The 16729-nt window shown below is 46.1% G+C and carries 23 protein-coding genes; all 23 read left to right on the top strand.

The genetic code is table 11. The annotated features are described in order from the left end of the window. Positions 1–15 precede the first annotated feature (15 nt). The 23 genes from rpoC (at position 16) to rplF (ending at position 16712) form a co-directional block, all read left to right on the top strand. Entirely contained in the window at positions 16–3630 is a 3615-nt protein-coding gene (rpoC, locus tag WH45_RS05180; protein WP_046213351.1) for a DNA-directed RNA polymerase subunit beta', read from the top strand. 239 nt (positions 3631–3869) lie between these two features. Continuing rightward, a complete protein-coding gene (locus WH45_RS05175) occupies positions 3870–4118 on the top strand; it encodes a ribosomal L7Ae/L30e/S12e/Gadd45 family protein (RefSeq protein ID WP_046213350.1) in 249 nt (82 codons plus the stop codon). 137 nt (positions 4119–4255) lie between these two features. Then, entirely contained in the window at positions 4256–4675 is a 420-nt protein-coding gene (gene rpsL, locus WH45_RS05170) for a 30S ribosomal protein S12 (RefSeq protein ID WP_017815358.1), read from the top strand. A 49-nt stretch (positions 4676–4724) separates the two neighbouring features. Then, positions 4725–5195, top strand: coding sequence for a 30S ribosomal protein S7 (gene rpsG, locus WH45_RS05165; protein ID WP_017815359.1), 471 nt, complete (start codon positions 4725–4727; stop codon positions 5193–5195). Positions 5196–5245: 50 nt separating this feature from the next. Beyond that, a complete protein-coding gene (gene fusA, locus WH45_RS05160; protein ID WP_046213349.1) occupies positions 5246–7318 on the top strand; it encodes an elongation factor G in 2073 nt (690 codons plus the stop codon). A 112-nt stretch (positions 7319–7430) separates the two neighbouring features. Beyond that, a complete protein-coding gene (gene tuf / locus WH45_RS05155; RefSeq protein WP_046213348.1) occupies positions 7431–8621 on the top strand; it encodes an elongation factor Tu in 1191 nt (396 codons plus the stop codon). A gap of 328 nt (positions 8622–8949) precedes the next feature. Continuing rightward, positions 8950–9258, top strand: a complete 309-nt coding sequence (gene rpsJ / locus WH45_RS05150) for a 30S ribosomal protein S10 (RefSeq protein WP_017692074.1) — start codon at positions 8950–8952, stop codon at positions 9256–9258. A 44-nt stretch (positions 9259–9302) separates the two neighbouring features. After that, the gene (gene rplC, locus WH45_RS05145; RefSeq protein ID WP_017815362.1) at positions 9303–9926 is read left to right on the top strand and encodes a 50S ribosomal protein L3; all 624 of its coding nucleotides are present in this window, start codon (positions 9303–9305) and stop codon (positions 9924–9926) included. A gap of 25 nt (positions 9927–9951) precedes the next feature. Next, entirely contained in the window at positions 9952–10575 is a 624-nt protein-coding gene (gene rplD, locus WH45_RS05140; protein ID WP_046213347.1) for a 50S ribosomal protein L4, read from the top strand. Beyond that, positions 10575–10868: a 50S ribosomal protein L23 gene (gene rplW / locus WH45_RS05135; RefSeq protein WP_017815364.1), complete on the top strand. Its 294-nt coding sequence runs from the start codon at positions 10575–10577 to the stop codon at positions 10866–10868. Before rplD ends, rplW begins: the two co-directional genes overlap by 1 nt. Before the next feature lie 12 nt (positions 10869–10880). After that, positions 10881–11711: a 50S ribosomal protein L2 gene (gene rplB, locus WH45_RS05130; RefSeq protein WP_046213346.1), complete on the top strand. Its 831-nt coding sequence runs from the start codon at positions 10881–10883 to the stop codon at positions 11709–11711. A gap of 62 nt (positions 11712–11773) precedes the next feature. After that, positions 11774–12052: a 30S ribosomal protein S19 gene (gene rpsS / locus WH45_RS05125; RefSeq protein ID WP_017815366.1), complete on the top strand. Its 279-nt coding sequence runs from the start codon at positions 11774–11776 to the stop codon at positions 12050–12052. Positions 12053–12087: 35 nt separating this feature from the next. Further along, positions 12088–12435 carry a 50S ribosomal protein L22 gene (gene rplV, locus WH45_RS05120; protein WP_046213345.1) on the top strand — a complete coding sequence of 116 codons (348 nt, stop codon included), beginning with the start codon at positions 12088–12090 and terminating at the stop codon, positions 12433–12435. 15 nt (positions 12436–12450) lie between these two features. Next, on the top strand, positions 12451–13116 hold the full coding sequence (gene rpsC / locus WH45_RS05115; RefSeq protein ID WP_017815368.1) for a 30S ribosomal protein S3: 666 nt from the start codon (positions 12451–12453) through the stop codon (positions 13114–13116). 2 nt (positions 13117–13118) lie between these two features. After that, a complete protein-coding gene (gene rplP, locus WH45_RS05110; protein WP_017815369.1) occupies positions 13119–13553 on the top strand; it encodes a 50S ribosomal protein L16 in 435 nt (144 codons plus the stop codon). Further along, a complete protein-coding gene (gene rpmC, locus WH45_RS05105) occupies positions 13543–13743 on the top strand; it encodes a 50S ribosomal protein L29 (protein WP_017815370.1) in 201 nt (66 codons plus the stop codon). Before rplP ends, rpmC begins: the two co-directional genes overlap by 11 nt. A gap of 52 nt (positions 13744–13795) precedes the next feature. Next, positions 13796–14059, top strand: coding sequence for a 30S ribosomal protein S17 (gene rpsQ, locus WH45_RS05100; protein ID WP_046213344.1), 264 nt, complete (start codon positions 13796–13798; stop codon positions 14057–14059). A 37-nt stretch (positions 14060–14096) separates the two neighbouring features. Beyond that, positions 14097–14465, top strand: coding sequence for a 50S ribosomal protein L14 (gene rplN, locus WH45_RS05095; RefSeq protein WP_017815372.1), 369 nt, complete (start codon positions 14097–14099; stop codon positions 14463–14465). 53 nt (positions 14466–14518) lie between these two features. Then, positions 14519–14875 carry a 50S ribosomal protein L24 gene (rplX, locus tag WH45_RS05090; protein ID WP_082096552.1) on the top strand — a complete coding sequence of 119 codons (357 nt, stop codon included), beginning with the start codon at positions 14519–14521 and terminating at the stop codon, positions 14873–14875. Between the two features lie 33 nt (positions 14876–14908). Next, the gene (gene rplE, locus WH45_RS05085; RefSeq protein ID WP_046213343.1) at positions 14909–15451 is read left to right on the top strand and encodes a 50S ribosomal protein L5; all 543 of its coding nucleotides are present in this window, start codon (positions 14909–14911) and stop codon (positions 15449–15451) included. Between the two features lie 70 nt (positions 15452–15521). Beyond that, entirely contained in the window at positions 15522–15707 is a 186-nt protein-coding gene (locus tag WH45_RS23095; protein ID WP_013312154.1) for a type Z 30S ribosomal protein S14, read from the top strand. A 32-nt stretch (positions 15708–15739) separates the two neighbouring features. Beyond that, a complete protein-coding gene (rpsH, locus tag WH45_RS05080; RefSeq protein WP_017815375.1) occupies positions 15740–16138 on the top strand; it encodes a 30S ribosomal protein S8 in 399 nt (132 codons plus the stop codon). A gap of 31 nt (positions 16139–16169) precedes the next feature. Then, positions 16170–16712: a 50S ribosomal protein L6 gene (gene rplF / locus WH45_RS05075; RefSeq protein WP_046213342.1), complete on the top strand. Its 543-nt coding sequence runs from the start codon at positions 16170–16172 to the stop codon at positions 16710–16712. The last annotated feature ends 17 nt before the right edge of the window (positions 16713–16729 follow it).

The following is a 16729-nucleotide window of genomic DNA, read 5'->3' as shown; positions in this document are numbered from 1 at the left end:
TAGGAGGGGTGTCTCTTGATAGACGTTAACAATTTCGAATTTATGAAAATTGGGCTTGCTTCCCCAGACAAAATTCGTTCTTGGTCCCGCGGAGAAGTTAAAAAACCGGAGACAATCAACTACCGTACGCTTAAACCAGAGAAAGACGGTCTGTTCTGTGAACGTATTTTTGGACCAACCAAAGACTGGGAATGTCATTGCGGTAAATATAAGCGCGTACGTTACAAAGGTGTAGTCTGTGACCGTTGTGGCGTTGAAGTAACACGTGCCAAAGTACGTCGTGAACGTATGGGACATATTGAGCTGGCAGCTCCTGTATCCCACATTTGGTATTTCAAAGGTATCCCGAGCCGTATGGGTCTTGCACTCGATATGTCTCCACGATCCCTGGAAGAAGTTATCTACTTCGCATCTTATGTTGTTACAGATCCAGGCGAGACACCACTGGAGAAGAAACAACTTCTCTCTGAAAAAGAATACCGCAGCTACCGTGAGAAATACGGCTACGGATTCCATGCAGGCATGGGTGCGGAAGCGATCAAAAGACTGCTTCAGGATCTTGATCTGGACAAAGAACTGGAATTCCTGCGTGAAGAGCTGCGTACCGCTCAAGGCCAACGTCGTAACCGTGCGATCAAACGTCTTGAAGTTATCGAAGCTTTCCGTAATTCCGGCAATTCTCCGGATTGGATGATCATGGACGTTCTGCCGGTTATCCCGCCAGAAATTCGTCCAATGGTTCAGCTGGATGGCGGACGTTTTGCAACATCCGACCTGAATGACCTGTACCGTCGTGTCATCAACCGGAATAACCGTCTGAAGCGCCTGCTGGATTTGGGTGCTCCTGATATTATCGTACAGAACGAGAAACGTATGCTGCAGGAAGCAGTAGATGCTCTGATCGATAACGGTCGTCGCGGACGTCCGGTAACCGGTCCTGGTAACCGTCCTCTGAAATCCCTCAGCCACATGCTGAAAGGTAAACAAGGTCGTTTCCGTCAGAACTTGCTCGGTAAACGCGTCGATTACTCTGGTCGTTCCGTTATCGTCGTAGGTCCTTACCTGAAAATGTACCAGTGCGGTCTGCCAAAAGAAATGGCACTGGAACTGTTCAAGCCATTCGTAATGAAAGAGCTGGTTAACAAAGGCCTTGCTCATAACATTAAGAGTGCAAAACGCAAAGTTGAACGTGTAAGTCCGGAAGTATGGGATGTACTGGAAGAAGTAATCAAGGAACACCCAGTTCTTCTGAACCGTGCACCGACGCTGCACAGACTCGGTATCCAGGCATTCGAACCAATTCTAGTTGAAGGCCGTGCGATCCGTCTGCATCCGCTCGTATGTACAGCGTACAACGCTGACTTTGACGGTGACCAGATGGCCGTTCACGTACCATTGTCTGCTGAAGCACAAGCGGAAGCACGCCTGCTAATGCTGGCATCCGGTAACATCTTGAACCCTAAAGATGGCAAGCCGGTTGTTACACCTTCCCAGGATATGGTCCTCGGCTCCTACTATCTGACTATGGATAACATGGAAGCCAAAGGTTCGGGCATGATCCTGCGTACAGTCAACGAAGCCGTATCCGCTTATCAGCGTGGCACAGCTTCTCTGCATGCACGTGTAGCGATCCCTGCCAAAGCTCTGGGCAAAACCAGCTTCACCGAAAAACAACAATCCGGTATGTTGATCACAACTGTCGGACGGATTATCTTTAACGAGATTTTCCCTGAATCTTTCCCTTATATTAATGAACCGACTCGTGCCAACCTGTATCAGGGTATCCCGGATCACTACTTCATTTATGAAAAAGGTACCAACGTACTTGAATTCATGAAGGCTGTTCCGCAAACCGGTGCGATCGGTAAAGAATATCTTGGTACGATCATTGCACGCTGTTTCGAAGTCTACCATACAACACTGACTTCCATGATTCTGGATAAAATCAAGCAGCTGGGCTTTACGTATTCCACTCGTGCGGGTATTACCGTTGGTGTGGCAGACGTTGTGGTTCCACCGGAGAAAACAGCACTGCTGGCTGAATCCGACAAAAAAGTTGCAGTTATCACGAATCAGTACCGTCGTGGTCTGATTACCAACGAAGAGCGTTATGATCGTGTTATCGAGATCTGGTCCCGTACAAAGGACGAGCTGACGGACATTCTGATGAAATCGATGGATCGTTACAACTCCATCATGCTCATGGTTGATTCCAAAGCGCGGGGTAACAAATCCCAGATTACTCAGCTGGGCGGTATGCGTGGTCTGATGGCCAACCCATCCGGTCGTATCATCGAGCTCCCAATCAAATCGAACTTCCGTGAAGGTCTGACAGTCCTCGAGTACTTCCTGTCTACTCACGGAGCGCGTAAAGGTCTGGCGGATACAGCACTTCGTACCGCTGACTCCGGTTATCTGACTCGTCGTCTCGTTGACGTAGCCCAGGACGTAATCGTACGTGAAGATGATTGTGGAACCGACAAAGGATTTATCGTTAGCCGTATCCAGGATGGTAAGGAAGTTATCGAAGATCTGTACGATCGTCTGGAAGGACGCTACTGCTTCGAGACTGTTCGTCATCCGGAGACTGGCGAGATCCTCGCTAGCCGTAATGAACTGATTGATTCTGACAAGGCTGAAGCTATCGTGGCTGCTGGCGTCAACAAAGTACAGATCCGTTCCGTACTGAGCTGCCGTACAAGACACGGGGTATGTAAGAAATGTTATGGTCGTAACCTGGCGACTGGTAAACACGTTGAGATCGGTGAAGCGGTTGGTATTATCGCTGCTCAATCCATCGGTGAGCCAGGAACACAGCTGACGATGCGTACGTTCCATACCGGTGGTGTAGCCGGAGACGATATCACTCAAGGTTTGCCGCGTATTCAGGAGCTGTTTGAGGCCCGTAACCCTAAAGGTCAGGCTACAATCAGTGAAATTGATGGTGTCATCAAAGAAATCCGTGAAGCCAAAGACCGTCGTGAAATCGAAGTCGAAGGTGAAGCGGAAACCAAAGTCTACTCCGTTACCTACGGTTCCCGCCTGCGCGTAAGAGAAGGCATGGAAATCGAAGCAGGGGACGAGCTGACAGATGGTTCCATTGATCCGAAAGAAATGCTGCGTATCAAAGGTATCCGTGGTGTACAGAACTACATTCTGCAGGAAGTACAGCGCGTATACCGTAACCAGGGTGTAGAAATCAACGATAAGCACGTTGAAGTTATGATCAGACAAATGCTGCGCAAAATCCGCATTGTGGACAACGGCGAGACTACGCTGCTGCCAGGTTCATTTGTGGACATCTACGAATACGAAGATGCCAACAAAGTGGCCATTATGGGAGACCGTGAGCCTGCTGTTGCCAAACCGGTACTGCTCGGTATTACCAAAGCATCCCTGGAGACAGATTCCTTCCTGTCTGCTGCATCCTTCCAGGAGACTACTCGTGTCCTGACCGATGCTGCAATCAAAGGTAAAGTCGACAAATTGCTGGGTCTGAAAGAGAACGTTATTATCGGTAAACTAATCCCTGCAGGTACAGGTATGAACCGTTACCGCAGCGTGAAATTTGAAGAGCCGGAAGCAGTGGAAGGGAACGAAGAGAACCTGGAGACTGTGACGGTAGAGTAGCATCCAAATGCTTTAAAAAGATTGACTGCGAGAGCAGTGAATTGATATGATATAAAGTAGGGTTCATACCGGGAGAGTTGTACTTTCCCGGGTGGACTGCTGCTTTATCCATACACTTATCCACATAATTTTTTATTCAACATTCAACTTATCTATTGACACTGGCTTATGGTAATGCTAATATAGCAAAGGTGCGTGAATAGAGCGCTGATCCCTGATCTTTTGGAGGGAATCGGAAGATGACTAATGATAAAGGATTACAGGATGCCCGTATCAAGATCGGCACCAAGCAGACAATGCGAATGGTCGAAGCGGGGCAAGCCACTGAAGTCTATGTTGCGCAGGATGCAGAGCAGCATCTCATTTCAAAGATCGTGCAATTATGTTCCAAGCACTCTGTCAGAATCACTTATGTAGATACGATGAAGGAACTGGGCAAAGCATGTGGAATCGAAGTGGGAAGTGCAATGGCTGTTGTCCTTAAATAATGCAATAAGGAACGTTTTTGCTAGTCAGAACGGCAGGCAAAAACTTTTCATTTGTTCTTTTATGAACCGCCTGGGTCTGTGGGCTTAACAAACGGTTTACAAAAGAACTGAAAATATGGGAAGGGGGTGGCAATACAATGCCAACTATCAATCAATTGGTCCGTAAAGGACGTCAAGCGAAAATCGAGAAATCGAAATCTCCTGCACTGCAAAAAGGGTTTAACGCTCTGAAACGTCAAGAGACAAACCTGAGTGCTCCACAAAAACGTGGTGTATGTACTCGTGTAGGTACGATGACTCCGAAAAAACCGAACTCCGCGCTTCGTAAGTATGCTCGTGTACGTTTAACTAACCGTATCGAGGTTACTGCTTACATTCCAGGTATCGGTCATAACCTTCAAGAGCACAGCGTAGTACTCGTACGTGGTGGCCGGGTTAAAGACTTACCAGGGGTTCGTTATCATATCGTTCGTGGCGCGCTGGATACAGCAGGCGTTAACAACCGTATGCAAGGTCGTTCCAAATATGGTACAAAACGTCCTAAAGAGAAAAAGTAATTCGATAGTGCAGAAATCTGCACTGCACATTTAAGAAAGGGGGATAACCATGCCAAGAAAAGGTCCAGTTACCAAAAGAGACGTGCTGCCTGATCCGGTGTATAACAGCAAACTTGTTACTCGCTTGATCAACCGCATCATGATCGACGGAAAACGTGGAGTTGCTCAAAGCATTCTTTATAACGCGTTCAACCTGATTCAAGAACGTACAGGAAATGATCCTATGGAAGTATTCGAGGCGGCAATCAAGAACATTATGCCGGTTCTCGAAGTTAAAGCTCGCCGTGTCGGTGGTGCTAACTATCAAGTACCTATCGAAGTTAAGCCGGAGAGACGTACTTCCCTTGGTCTGCGTTGGCTCGTTAACTACTCCCGCAACCGCGGCGAGAAGACAATGGAAGAGCGTTTAGCAGCTGAAATCATCGATGCATCCAATAACACTGGCGCATCTGTGAAGAAACGTGAAGATACACACAAAATGGCTGAAGCGAACAAAGCGTTTGCTCACTACCGCTGGTAGGATTCAAGCCAATTTTCAAAAATTCCTATTTTTGAAGGGAGCACCTATTCATGGCAAGAGAGTTCTCCTTGAAAAATACACGTAATATTGGTATCATGGCACACATTGATGCCGGTAAAACAACCACTACAGAACGTATCTTGTTCTACACAGGCCGTACGCACAAAATCGGTGAAGTTCACGAAGGCGCTGCGACAATGGACTGGATGGAGCAAGAACAAGAGCGCGGTATTACGATTACATCCGCGGCTACGACTGCTCAGTGGAAGGGCCACCGCGTTAATATCATTGATACTCCAGGTCACGTTGACTTCACTGTTGAAGTTGAACGTTCCCTGCGTGTATTGGACGGGGCCGTAGGCGTATTTAGTGCGAAAGAGGGCGTTGAGCCACAATCCGAGACTGTTTGGAGACAAGCAGACCGTTATGGTGTACCTCGTATCGCTTATGTCAATAAGATGGATATTATCGGTGCTGATTACCTGAACGTAGTTAAAGACATGCGCGATCGTCTGCAAGCGAACGCAGTAGCGATTCAATTGCCGATCGGTGCAGAGAACGACTTCGTAGGTATCATCGATATTATCGAAATGAAAGCCATCCAGTACAAAGATGATCTGGGTAAAGATCCGGTAGATATCGAGATCCCAGCCGATCTGAAAGATACTGTTGATGAGCTTCGTATGGAATTGGTAGAGAAAGTATCAGAACTGGACGAAGAACTGATGATGAAATACCTTGAAGGAGAAGAGCTGACGGTTGATGAAATCAAAGCTGCTCTGCGTAAAGGTGTTTGTGATGTTAAGATCTTCCCTGTAATCTGTGGTTCCTCTTACCGCAACAAAGGTGTTCAGCCGATGTTGGATGCTGTTATCGACTACCTGCCGTCTCCACTGGATGTACCGGCGATCAATGGTCAGCTCGAAGACGGTACAGAAGAAATTCGTCATTCTTCGGATGAAGAACCATTCTCTGCACTGGCATTCAAAATCATGACTGACCCTTATGTTGGTAAACTGACATTCTTCCGTGTATACTCTGGTGTACTGCAATCCGGTTCTTACGTTCTGAATGCCACTAAAGGCAAACGCGAACGTATCGGTCGTATCCTGCAGATGCACGCTAACAGTCGTGAAGAAATCAGCGTAGTATACGCTGGTGACATCGCAGCAGCTGTTGGTTTGAAAGATACAGGAACTGGTGATACACTGTGTGATGAGAAGAATCCGGTTATCTTGGAGTCCATGAACTTCCCTGATCCGGTTATCGAAATCGCAGTTGAACCAAAAACCAAAGCAGACCAAGATAAAATGGCAACTGCTCTGGGTAAATTGACGGAAGAAGATCCTACTCTGCGCGCTTCTACTAACGAAGAAACAGGACAAACCATCCTGGCAGGTATGGGTGAGCTTCACCTTGATATCATTATCGACCGTATGCGTCGTGAATTTAAGGTGGAAACTAACGTAGGTCAACCACAGGTTGCTTATCGTGAAACATTCCGTCAACCAGCTCGCGTCGAAGGTAAATTCGTACGTCAGTCCGGTGGTCGTGGTCAATACGGTCACGTCTGGGTTGAATTCGAACCTCTCGAAGCAGGTACTGGTAACCAATTCGAAAGCAAAATCGTCGGTGGTTCCGTACCAAGAGAATACGTTGGTCCTGCACTGCAAGGTATCGAGGAGCAAATGAAGAACGGTGTTCTCGCAGGCTTCCCGGTTGTAGACGTAAAAGCTACAATTGTAGATGGATCTTATCATGATGTCGATTCCAACGAAATGGCGTTCAAAATCGCCGGTTCGATGGCATTGAAATCCGCAAAAGACAAGTGTAAGCCTGTCCTGCTGGAGCCAATCATGAAAGTTGAAGTTACAGTACCAGAAGAGTACATGGGTGACGTAATGGGTATGCTGAACTCCCGTCGCGGCCGTATCGAAGGTATGGATTCCCGCAGCGGTACTCAAATTATCCGTGCAAAAGTACCTCTGTCCGAAATGTTTGGATATTCCACTACACTTCGTTCCGGTACACAAGGACGCGGCGTGTTCTCCATGGAACTTTCTCATTATGAAGAAGTACCTAAGAGCATTGCTGAAGCAGTTAGTGCAAAAGCTAACGGCTAAGTCCAATATTCGTTTTCACCTATGGGGTATGCAGGAGGCGGTCTGACCGCTTTCTGAACCATGCTCCATACCAAAAATAAACAACACTACCTTCAAGGAGGAACTGTTTAAAATGGCAAAGGCTAAATTTGAACGTAATAAACCGCACGTTAACATCGGTACTATCGGTCACGTCGATCATGGTAAAACAACTCTGACTGCTGCAATCACAACTGTACTGTCCAAAACTTACGGTGGTGCTGCTGTAGCATTCGATCAAATCGATAAAGCTCCTGAAGAGCGCGAGCGCGGTATCACTATCTCTACTGCACACGTTGAGTACGAAACTCCTAACCGTCACTATGCACACGTTGACTGCCCAGGTCACGCTGACTATGTTAAAAACATGATCACTGGTGCTGCACAAATGGACGGAGCGATCCTGGTTGTATCCGCAGCTGATGGCCCTATGCCACAGACTCGTGAGCACATCCTGCTGTCCCGCCAAGTAGGCGTACCTTACATCGTAGTATTCCTGAACAAATGTGATATGGTTGAAGACGAAGAGCTTCTGGAACTGGTTGAAATGGAAGTTCGCGATCTGCTGAGCGAATACGATTTCCCAGGCGACGACACTCCAATCACTCGCGGTTCTGCTCGTGAAGCATTGGCTAACCCTGATGGCGACTGGGCTAAGAAAATCGTTGAAATGTTCGAAACAATCGATACTTACATCCCAACTCCAGAGCGCGACACAGATCGTCCTTTCCTGATGCCTGTCGAGGACGTATTCTCCATCACTGGTCGTGGTACAGTTGCTACTGGCCGTATCGAGCGTGGTACTGTTAAAGTCGGCGATGAAATCGAAATCGTTGGTATCCAAGAAGAAACTAAGAAATCCGTTGTTACGGGCGTAGAAATGTTCCGTAAACTGATGGATTCCGCTCAAGCTGGTGACAACATTGGCGCCCTGCTGCGTGGTGTTGATCGTACTCAAATCGAGCGTGGACAAGTACTGTCCAAGCCAGGTTCTGTTAACCCGCATACTGAGTTTTCCGCTCAAGTATACGTTCTGACAAAAGAAGAAGGTGGCCGTCACAAGCCTTTCTTCACTGGTTACCGTCCACAGTTCTACTTCCGTACAACTGACGTAACTGGCGTTATCTCCCTGCCAGAAGGTACTGAGATGGTTATGCCTGGTGATAACATCACTGTTAGCGTATCCCTGATCAACCCAATCGCGATTGAAGAAGGTACTCGCTTTGCGATCCGTGAAGGCGGACGTACAGTAGGCGCTGGCGCGGTTGCTACTATCTCCAAATAATTAATCTTCCTGCGTGATCTTCAGGATCCGGAAGATTTAAATAAGCAACATTGTATTGTAACGAAGCAACATTGTATCCTAATCGAAAGTTAAGATAAGGCCTGCTTCCTTTGCAAAAGGAGACAGGTCTTATTTTATTATGGAAAAGTTTCAAAAAAGACTTGCACATCTACCAGCTTATCATATATAATAACTAATGTTGTGCTGAGACGTTGCGATGATGTGAGAGGTTACTGACACACCCGGCTCCTTTGCCATGAGCGGTGAGTCGGAAAATTTTCACGGAGTATGTCCGATAATAAATTGGGCGATAAAAGGAGGGACTAAAATGGCAAAGCAAAAGATTCGTATTCGCTTGAAAGCTTACGATCACAGAATTCTTGATCAATCCGCAGAGAAAATCGTTGAAACGGCTAAACGTTCCGGCGCAGGAGTATCCGGGCCGATCCCGCTTCCGACTGAGAAACAAATCATCACTATTCTCCGTGCGGTGCATAAATACAAAGATTCTCGTGAACAATTCGAACAACGTACACATAAACGTTTGATCGACATTGTTAACCCAACTCCACAAACTGTGGATGCTCTGATGCGTCTGGACTTACCGTCTGGCGTAGATATCGAAATTAAATTGTAATCCACATAGATGTGGTAACACGTAAAATGAAAAGAGGTGTCAACATGAAAGGTATCTTAGGAAGAAAACTGGGTATGACTCAAGTCTTTACCGCGGAAGGTAACGTAATTCCTGTAACGGTTATCGAAGCTGGACCATGTGTGGTTCTGCAGAAGAAAGACCTGGAAAATGACGGATACGAAGCGGTACAAATCGGTTTTGCTGATAAAAAAGCAAGCAGATCTAACAAACCGGAAGCAGGACACGCTACTAAAGCGAATACTGTGCCTAAGCGCTACGTTCGCGAAATTCGCGGTGTTGACCTCGCAAATGTCGAGGTTGGCCAGGAACTCAAAGCAGACTTGTTTGCTGAAGGTGAGTTCGTTGACGTAACGGGTATTTCCAAAGGTAAAGGTTTTGCCGGCGTTATCAAACGTTGGGGCCAAAGCCGCGGACCAATGTCTCACGGTTCCCGTTATCATCGCAGACCAGGTTCCATGGGTTCTATCCAAGCGAACCGTGTACCGAAAGGTAAACGTCTGCCAGGTCACATGGGTCATGATACAGTAACGATCCAACGCCTCGAAGTTATCCGCGTGGATGCTGAGCGTAACGTAATCCTCGTTAAAGGCTCTATTCCAGGCCCTAAAAATAGCTTCGTTAAAGTTAAAGAAACGGTGAAAAAATAATCAAAAAAGAAAGGAGGAACATGAAATGCCCAAAGTAGCACTTTATAGTATCGATGGTAGCCAGGTTGGCGAAATCGAATTGAGCGATTCCGTATTCGGTATCGAACCTAATACTAGCGTGCTCCACGATGCAGTAGTTATGCAACGCGCTTCCCTTCGTCAAGGTACTCACAAAGTAAAAGGACGTTCTGAAGTACGCGGTGGTGGACGCAAACCATGGAAACAAAAAGGAACTGGACGTGCTCGTCAAGGTTCTATTCGTTCTCCACAATGGAAAGGCGGCGGCGTAGTATTTGGACCAACTCCACGTAGCTATGCTTTCAAACTGCCTAAAAAAGTTCGTCGTCTGGCGATCAAATCTGCTTTGTCTTCCAAAGTAGTAGCCAACGAAATTATCGTTCTGGATACTCTGACTCTGAACAGTCCAAAAACTAAAGAGTTTGCAGCAATCCTGAACAACCTGAAAGTAGACCGTAAAGCATTGATCGTGGCTTCCGAGTACGACAATAACGTAGCTCTTTCTGCTCGTAACATTCCAGGTATCAAATTTGTTGCAGCTGACGGTGTGAATGTTCTAGACGTGCTTGTGCACGATAAACTGATTCTGACGAAGGAAGCAGTTCAGAAGGTAGAGGAGGTGTTCGCGTAATGAAGGATCCACGCGATATAATCAAGCGTCCGGTAATTACTGAGCGTACTGCTGACTACATGAGCGAACTGAAATATGCTTTCGAAGTTGACATTCGTTCCAATAAAACGGAAATCAAAAAGGCAATTGAAGAAATCTTCAAAGTGAAAGTGTCTAAAGTTAACACTCTTCGCATGCCAGCTAAACCAAAACGTTATGGACGTTACAGTGGCTATACTTCCGAATGGAAGAAAGCAATCGTAACATTGGCTCCAGAGAGCAAACCGCTCGAGTTTTTTGAATCTGTAGAGTAAGGAGGACAAACCGTGCCTATTAAAAAGTATAAACCGACATCCCCGGCTCGTCGTAATATGAGTGTTTCTACATTCGAAGAGATTACAACGAATCAACCGGAGAAAACGTTGCTGGCTCCGCTTTTCAAAAAAGCAGGCCGTAACAACCAAGGTAAAATTACTGTTCGTCACCATGGCGGCGGACACAAACGTAAGTACCGTATTATCGACTTCAAGCGTAACAAAGATGGAATACCAGGTCGCGTTGCTACAATCGAGTACGATCCAAACCGTACTTCCAACATCGCGCTGCTCCACTACGCTGATGGCGAAAAACGCTACATCATCGCTCCAAAAGGACTGAAAGTTGGAGATCAAGTATTCTCCGGTCCAGAATCCGATATCAAGATTGGTAACTCACTGCCACTGGAAAACATTCCTGTAGGTACAGTTATCCACAATATCGAACTTAGACCAGGTAAAGGTGGTCAGCTCGTTCGCGCAGCTGGTACGGAAGCCCAATTGCTTGGTAAAGAAGAAAAATACGTGTCTATCCGCCTGTCTTCCGGTGAAGTACGTCGTGTACTCAAAGTATGCCGCGCTACAATCGGTTCTGTAGGTAACGAAGATCACGAATTGATCAAAATCGGTAAAGCTGGTCGTAACCGCTGGTTGGGCAAGCGTCCACAAGTTCGAGGCGTAGTTATGAACCCTAACGATCACCCACACGGTGGTGGTGAAGGTAAAGCTCCTATCGGTCGTAAATCTCCAATGTCACCTTGGGGTAAACCAACTCTGGGTTACAAAACTCGTAAAAAAGGTAAAGCTTCCGATCAATACATCATTCGCCGCCGCACGAAGTAAGATTTGTGCTTGAATGCTTGTAAAGTATGAAGTGACGAAAAGATGAAGGGAGGATTCAACCTATGAGCCGTAGTCTTAAAAAAGGTCCTTTCGTGGATGGATACTTGCTGAAAAAAGTGGAAGTTCTGGATGCTGACAACAAAAAAACAGTGATCAAAACTTGGTCCCGTCGCTCCACAATTTTCCCGCAATTCATCGGACACACTTTCGCTGTCTATGATGGACGCAAACATGTACCTGTATACGTAACGGAAGATATGGTCGGACACAAGCTTGGTGAGTTCGCACCAACTCGTACGTACAAAGGTCATACTGACGATGACAGAAAAACAAGACGTTAATATAGTGTTGTAAAAGTAAGAGAGGAGGTCACGCAATGCAAGCGAAAGCACATGCAAAGTTTGTACGCATCGCTCCGCGCAAAGTTCAACTGGTTGTTGACCTGATCCGCGGAAAGCAGGTTGGTGAGGCGATCGCAATTCTGCGTCACACACCAAAGTCTGCATCTCCGGTAGTTGAGAAGCTTCTTAACTCCGCAATCGCCAATGCTGAGTTCATCAGCACTGAGAAAAACGAATCTCTGGACGTGAACAGCCTGTTCATTTCTGAAGCTTACGTTAACCAAGGTCCTACTTTGAAACGGTTCCGCCCTCGTGCAATGGGACGTGCAAGTAAGATCAACAAACGCACCAGCCACATTTCTTTGGTGGTAACTGAAAAATAAAAGGAGGGAAAACGTGTGGGCCAAAAGGTAAATCCCATCGGATTGCGTGTAGGTATTATCCGTGACTGGGAATCTAAATGGTATGCTGGTAAAGACTTCGGCGATCTTCTTCTGGAAGACGTTCGAATCCGTGAATACCTGAAGACGAAACTGAAGGAGTCCGCTGTCTCCCGAATCGAAATCGAGAGAGCGGCTAATCGCGTGAACGTTACAATCAACACTGCGAAACCTGGTATGGTTATCGGACGCGGTGGTTCTGAGGTTGAAGTACTTCGTAACGAAGTTACTAAAATCGCAGGCGGTAAAAAAGTTCACATCAACATTTCCGAAATCAAAAATCAGGAACTGGATGCTATCCTCGTTGCTGAAAGCATTGCACAACAACTGGAACGTCGCGTTTCTTTCCGTCGTGCTCTGAAACAATCGATTCAAAGAACTATGCGCTCTGGCGCAAAAGGAATTAAAACAGCCGTTAGCGGACGTCTTGGCGGAGCTGAAATCGCCCGTTCCGAAGGTTACAGCGAAGGAACTGTTCCACTGCATACACTTCGTGCTGATATCGATTATGGTACAGCTGAAGCTCATACAACTTACGGCCGTATCGGCGTAAAAGTATGGATCTATCGTGGCGAGGTTCTTCCTACGGCTAAGAAACAAGCTGCTCAGGAAGGAGGCAACTAATCATGTTGGTACCTAAACGTGTAAAACACCGTAAACAGCATCGTCCAGGAATGGCTGGTCGCGCTAAAGGCGGTACTGAACTGAACTTCGGCGAATTTGGCCTGCAAGCTACTGAGCCTGCTTGGATCACGAACCGTCAAATCGAAGCTGCCCGTATTGCTATGACTCGTTATATCAAACGTGGTGGTAAAGTATGGATTAAAATTTTCCCGGATAAGCCAATCACTCAAAAGCCTCTCGAGGTTCGTATGGGTAGTGGTAAAGGTAACGTAGAAAAATGGGTTGCCATCGTTAAACCAGGAAAAATTATGTTTGAACTTGCTGGCGTATCTGAAGAGATCGCACGTGAAGCGATGCGTCTGGCTTCTCATAAATTGCCGGTAAAAACTAAGTTTGTGAAACGTGAAGAATTGGGTGGTGAAGCAAATGAAGGCTAATGAATTGCGCAACCTTACCACTGCTGAAATCGAGCAAAAGATTGCTGGTTTTAAAGAGGAACTCTTTAACCTGCGCTTTCAACTTGCTACCGGTCAATTGGATAACCCTACTCGTATTAGCGCAGTCCGTAAGCAAATCGCGCGTGCTAAAACAGTAGTTCGTGAAAGAGAACTCGGAATTACTTCATAATCCAATATTTGACGAGCTTGTGATTGCCGTCAGCTGAGGGAGGAGGCCCACTATGAGCGAACGTAATGCCCGTAAAGTACAGGTAGGCAAAGTTGTCAGCGACAAAATGGATAAAACTATTGTAGTTGCTGTAGAAACTTACAAAAAGCATGATCTGTATCACAAACGCATTAAGTACACTAAGAAATTCAAAGCTCATGATGAAAACAACACTGCGAAAATCGGTGATATTGTTAAAATCATGGAAACTCGTCCACTGTCCAAAGACAAAAACTGGAGACTGGTGGAAGTTGTAGAAGAAGCAATCATCATTTGATGATTTGATATAAGTTGCCTGGAAGGAGGAACTAGAAATGATTCAACCATTTACACGTTTGGCTGTAGCCGATAACTCCGGCGCAAAAGAACTGATGTGTATCCGCGTATTGGGTGGTACTGGACGTCGTACAGCTGCTATCGGCGATACAATCGTTTGTTCTGTAAAACAAGCAACACCAGGCGGCGTTGTCAAAAAAGGTGATGTAGTTAAAGCAGTAGTTGTTCGTACGAAGAGCTCTGTACGTCGTAAAGACGGTTCTTACATCGCATTTGATGAAAATGCAGCAGTGGTAATCAAAGACGATAAAGGCCCTCGTGGTACTCGTATCTTTGGACCAGTTGCTCGTGAACTGCGTGATCGCGATTACATGAAAATCGTTTCCCTGGCTCCGGAAGTCATCTAAACGATACCGATATAAGGCCCTGTGCCTGAGTGAGTTATAGGAGGTGTACAGAAATGGCGAAAGTGAAAAAAGTGTTGGAGTCTCACAACAACAAACTGCACGTGAAAAAAGATGATACGGTTATCGTAATCAGCGGTAAGGACAAAGGTAAAAAAGGTCGTGTAATCGCTGCGTATCCTCGTGAAAACCGCGTGCTGGTTGAAGGCGTGAATATGATTACCAAGCATCAAAAACCGACTCAGCTGAACCCGCAAGGTGGACGTATTGAGCAAGAAGCACCTATCCACGTTTCGAACGTAATGCACGTTGATCCTAAGGACGGAAAAAAAGTAACCCGCGTTGGTTACAAAACACTGGATAACGGCAAAAAAGTTCGCGTAGCTAAGCGCTCCGGAGATACAATCGATTAATACTAATTGTTAAGGAAAGGAGGACCTTCCACAATGGCTTCAAGAATGAAAGAGATGTACCTGAACGAAATCGTTCCTTCCCTGACTACGAAATTCAACTATACGACTGTTATGCAAGTCCCTAAAGTTGAAAAAATCGTTATCAACATGGGTGTGGGCGAAGCGGTATCGAACTCCAAAGTATTGGATTCTGCTGTAAACGATCTGCAACTGATCTCTGGTCAAAAACCAGTTATCACTCGCGCTAAAAAATCCATCGCTGGATTCAAACTGCGTGAAAACATGCCAATCGGTGTTAAAGTAACACTGCGCGGCGATCGTATGTACTACTTCCTGGACAAACTGGTTAACATTACACTGCCTCGCGTACGTGACTTCCGCGGTGTATCTTCCAAAGCGTTCGACGGTCGTGGTAACTACACACTGGGTCTGAAAGAGCAGCTGATCTTCCCAGAGATCGAGTACGATAAAGTTGATAAAGTACGTGGTATGGATATCGTTATCGTTACTACAGCTAAAACGGACGAAGAGTCCCGTGAACTGCTGACTCAACTCGGAATGCCTTTCGTAAAATAAGTTGTGAAATGTACGGGGTTCGAATATAAGCCCCTTTTTCTCCGAAAATCTTTAGGAGGTGTCAGGCGAAGTGGCTAAAACTTCAATGAAAGTTAAACAACAACGTACACCGAAGTTCAAAGTACGTGCTTACACTCGTTGCGAACGTTGTGGTCGTCCACATTCCGTTTTGCAAAAGTTTAAAATTTGCCGTATTTGCTTCCGTGAATTGGCATACAAAGGCCAGATTCCTGGCGTGAAAAAAGCAAGCTGGTAAACCATTGATTAACAGGAAGGAGGTTCACACACATGTCTATGTCAGATCCAATTGCTGATATGCTTACTCGTATTCGTAACGCCAACACTGTGCGTCACGAAACGGTAGAAGTTCCAGCTTCTAAAATGAAGAAGCAAATTGCTGATATCCTGAAACGTGAAGGTTTCATTCGTGATGCTGAAATGGTTGAGGATAACAAACAAGGAATTATCCGTATTTTCCTGAAATACGGTCAAAATAACGAGCGTGTAATTACTGGCCTGAAACGTATCAGTAAACCAGGACTTCGCGTTTACACAAAGAGCAATGAAATCCCACGCGTATTGGGTGGACTCGGAATCGCGATTATCTCTACTTCTAACGGAGTGGTAACCGATAAAGAGGCTCGTCAATCTAAAAGCGGCGGCGAAGTTATTTGCTACGTTTGGTAATTAACGTCATAAAATAAGGAGGTGCAACGCAATGTCCCGTATTGGTCGTAAACCAATTGAAGTACCTAGTGGTGTAGAAATCACTTTGGATAACACTACTCTGACGGTAAAAGGTCCGAAAGGAACCCTGTCCCGTGAGCTTCACAAAGATATGAAAGTAAACGTTGAAGGTAACGTGATCACGATTGAGCGTCCTTCTGACAATAAACTTCACCGTTCCCTGCACGGAACAACTCGCAGTGTTGTGAGTAACATGGTGAGTGGAGTAACTACTGGTTTCTCCAAAGCTCTGGAACTGGTTGGTGTCGGATACCGCGCAAGCAAATCTGGCGATAAAATCGTTCTGAACGTAGGTTACTCTCACCCGGTAGAAATTACTCCGGAAGCAGGCATCGATTTCGATGTACCTACTAACACTCGTATCGTAGTTAACGGTATCGATAAAGAGCGCGTAGGTGCTTACGCAGCTAAGATCCGCTCCGTACGTGAACCAGAACCTTATAAAGGTAAAGGTATCAAGTATGAAGGCGAACGTATCCTTCGTAAAGAAGGTAAAGCTGGTAAGAAAAAATAAGCTAGGGGATAATGGCT

Origin of the sequence: Paenibacillus wulumuqiensis (genome assembly GCF_000971965.1) — a bacterium.
Classification (GTDB): domain Bacteria; phylum Bacillota; class Bacilli; order Paenibacillales; family Paenibacillaceae; genus Saccharibacillus; species Saccharibacillus wulumuqiensis.
The sequence above is the reverse complement of the archived record's forward strand: the minus strand, read 5'-3'. Positions and strand labels throughout refer to the sequence as shown.

Excerpts from the sequence above, each read along its gene's own strand:
- WH45_RS05175 (WP_046213350.1), top strand. The coding sequence starts at position 3,870 with ATGACTAATGATAAAGGATTACAGGATGCCCGTATCAAGATCGGCACC.
- rpsL (WP_017815358.1), top strand. The coding sequence starts at position 4,256 with ATGCCAACTATCAATCAATTGGTCCGTAAAGGACGTCAAGCGAAAATC.
- rpsG (WP_017815359.1), top strand. The coding sequence starts at position 4,725 with ATGCCAAGAAAAGGTCCAGTTACCAAAAGAGACGTGCTGCCTGATCCG.
- fusA (WP_046213349.1), top strand. The coding sequence starts at position 5,246 with ATGGCAAGAGAGTTCTCCTTGAAAAATACACGTAATATTGGTATCATG.
- tuf (WP_046213348.1), top strand. The coding sequence starts at position 7,431 with ATGGCAAAGGCTAAATTTGAACGTAATAAACCGCACGTTAACATCGGT.
- rpsJ (WP_017692074.1), top strand. The coding sequence starts at position 8,950 with ATGGCAAAGCAAAAGATTCGTATTCGCTTGAAAGCTTACGATCACAGA.
- rplC (WP_017815362.1), top strand. The coding sequence starts at position 9,303 with ATGAAAGGTATCTTAGGAAGAAAACTGGGTATGACTCAAGTCTTTACC.
- rplD (WP_046213347.1), top strand. The coding sequence starts at position 9,952 with ATGCCCAAAGTAGCACTTTATAGTATCGATGGTAGCCAGGTTGGCGAA.
- rplW (WP_017815364.1), top strand. The coding sequence starts at position 10,575 with ATGAAGGATCCACGCGATATAATCAAGCGTCCGGTAATTACTGAGCGT.
- rpsS (WP_017815366.1), top strand. The coding sequence starts at position 11,774 with ATGAGCCGTAGTCTTAAAAAAGGTCCTTTCGTGGATGGATACTTGCTG.
- rplV (WP_046213345.1), top strand. The coding sequence starts at position 12,088 with ATGCAAGCGAAAGCACATGCAAAGTTTGTACGCATCGCTCCGCGCAAA.
- rplP (WP_017815369.1), top strand. The coding sequence starts at position 13,119 with ATGTTGGTACCTAAACGTGTAAAACACCGTAAACAGCATCGTCCAGGA.
- rpmC (WP_017815370.1), top strand. The coding sequence starts at position 13,543 with ATGAAGGCTAATGAATTGCGCAACCTTACCACTGCTGAAATCGAGCAA.
- rpsQ (WP_046213344.1), top strand. The coding sequence starts at position 13,796 with ATGAGCGAACGTAATGCCCGTAAAGTACAGGTAGGCAAAGTTGTCAGC.
- rplN (WP_017815372.1), top strand. The coding sequence starts at position 14,097 with ATGATTCAACCATTTACACGTTTGGCTGTAGCCGATAACTCCGGCGCA.
- rplX (WP_082096552.1), top strand. The coding sequence starts at position 14,519 with ATGGCGAAAGTGAAAAAAGTGTTGGAGTCTCACAACAACAAACTGCAC.
- rplE (WP_046213343.1), top strand. The coding sequence starts at position 14,909 with ATGGCTTCAAGAATGAAAGAGATGTACCTGAACGAAATCGTTCCTTCC.
- rpsH (WP_017815375.1), top strand. The coding sequence starts at position 15,740 with ATGTCTATGTCAGATCCAATTGCTGATATGCTTACTCGTATTCGTAAC.
- rplF (WP_046213342.1), top strand. The coding sequence starts at position 16,170 with ATGTCCCGTATTGGTCGTAAACCAATTGAAGTACCTAGTGGTGTAGAA.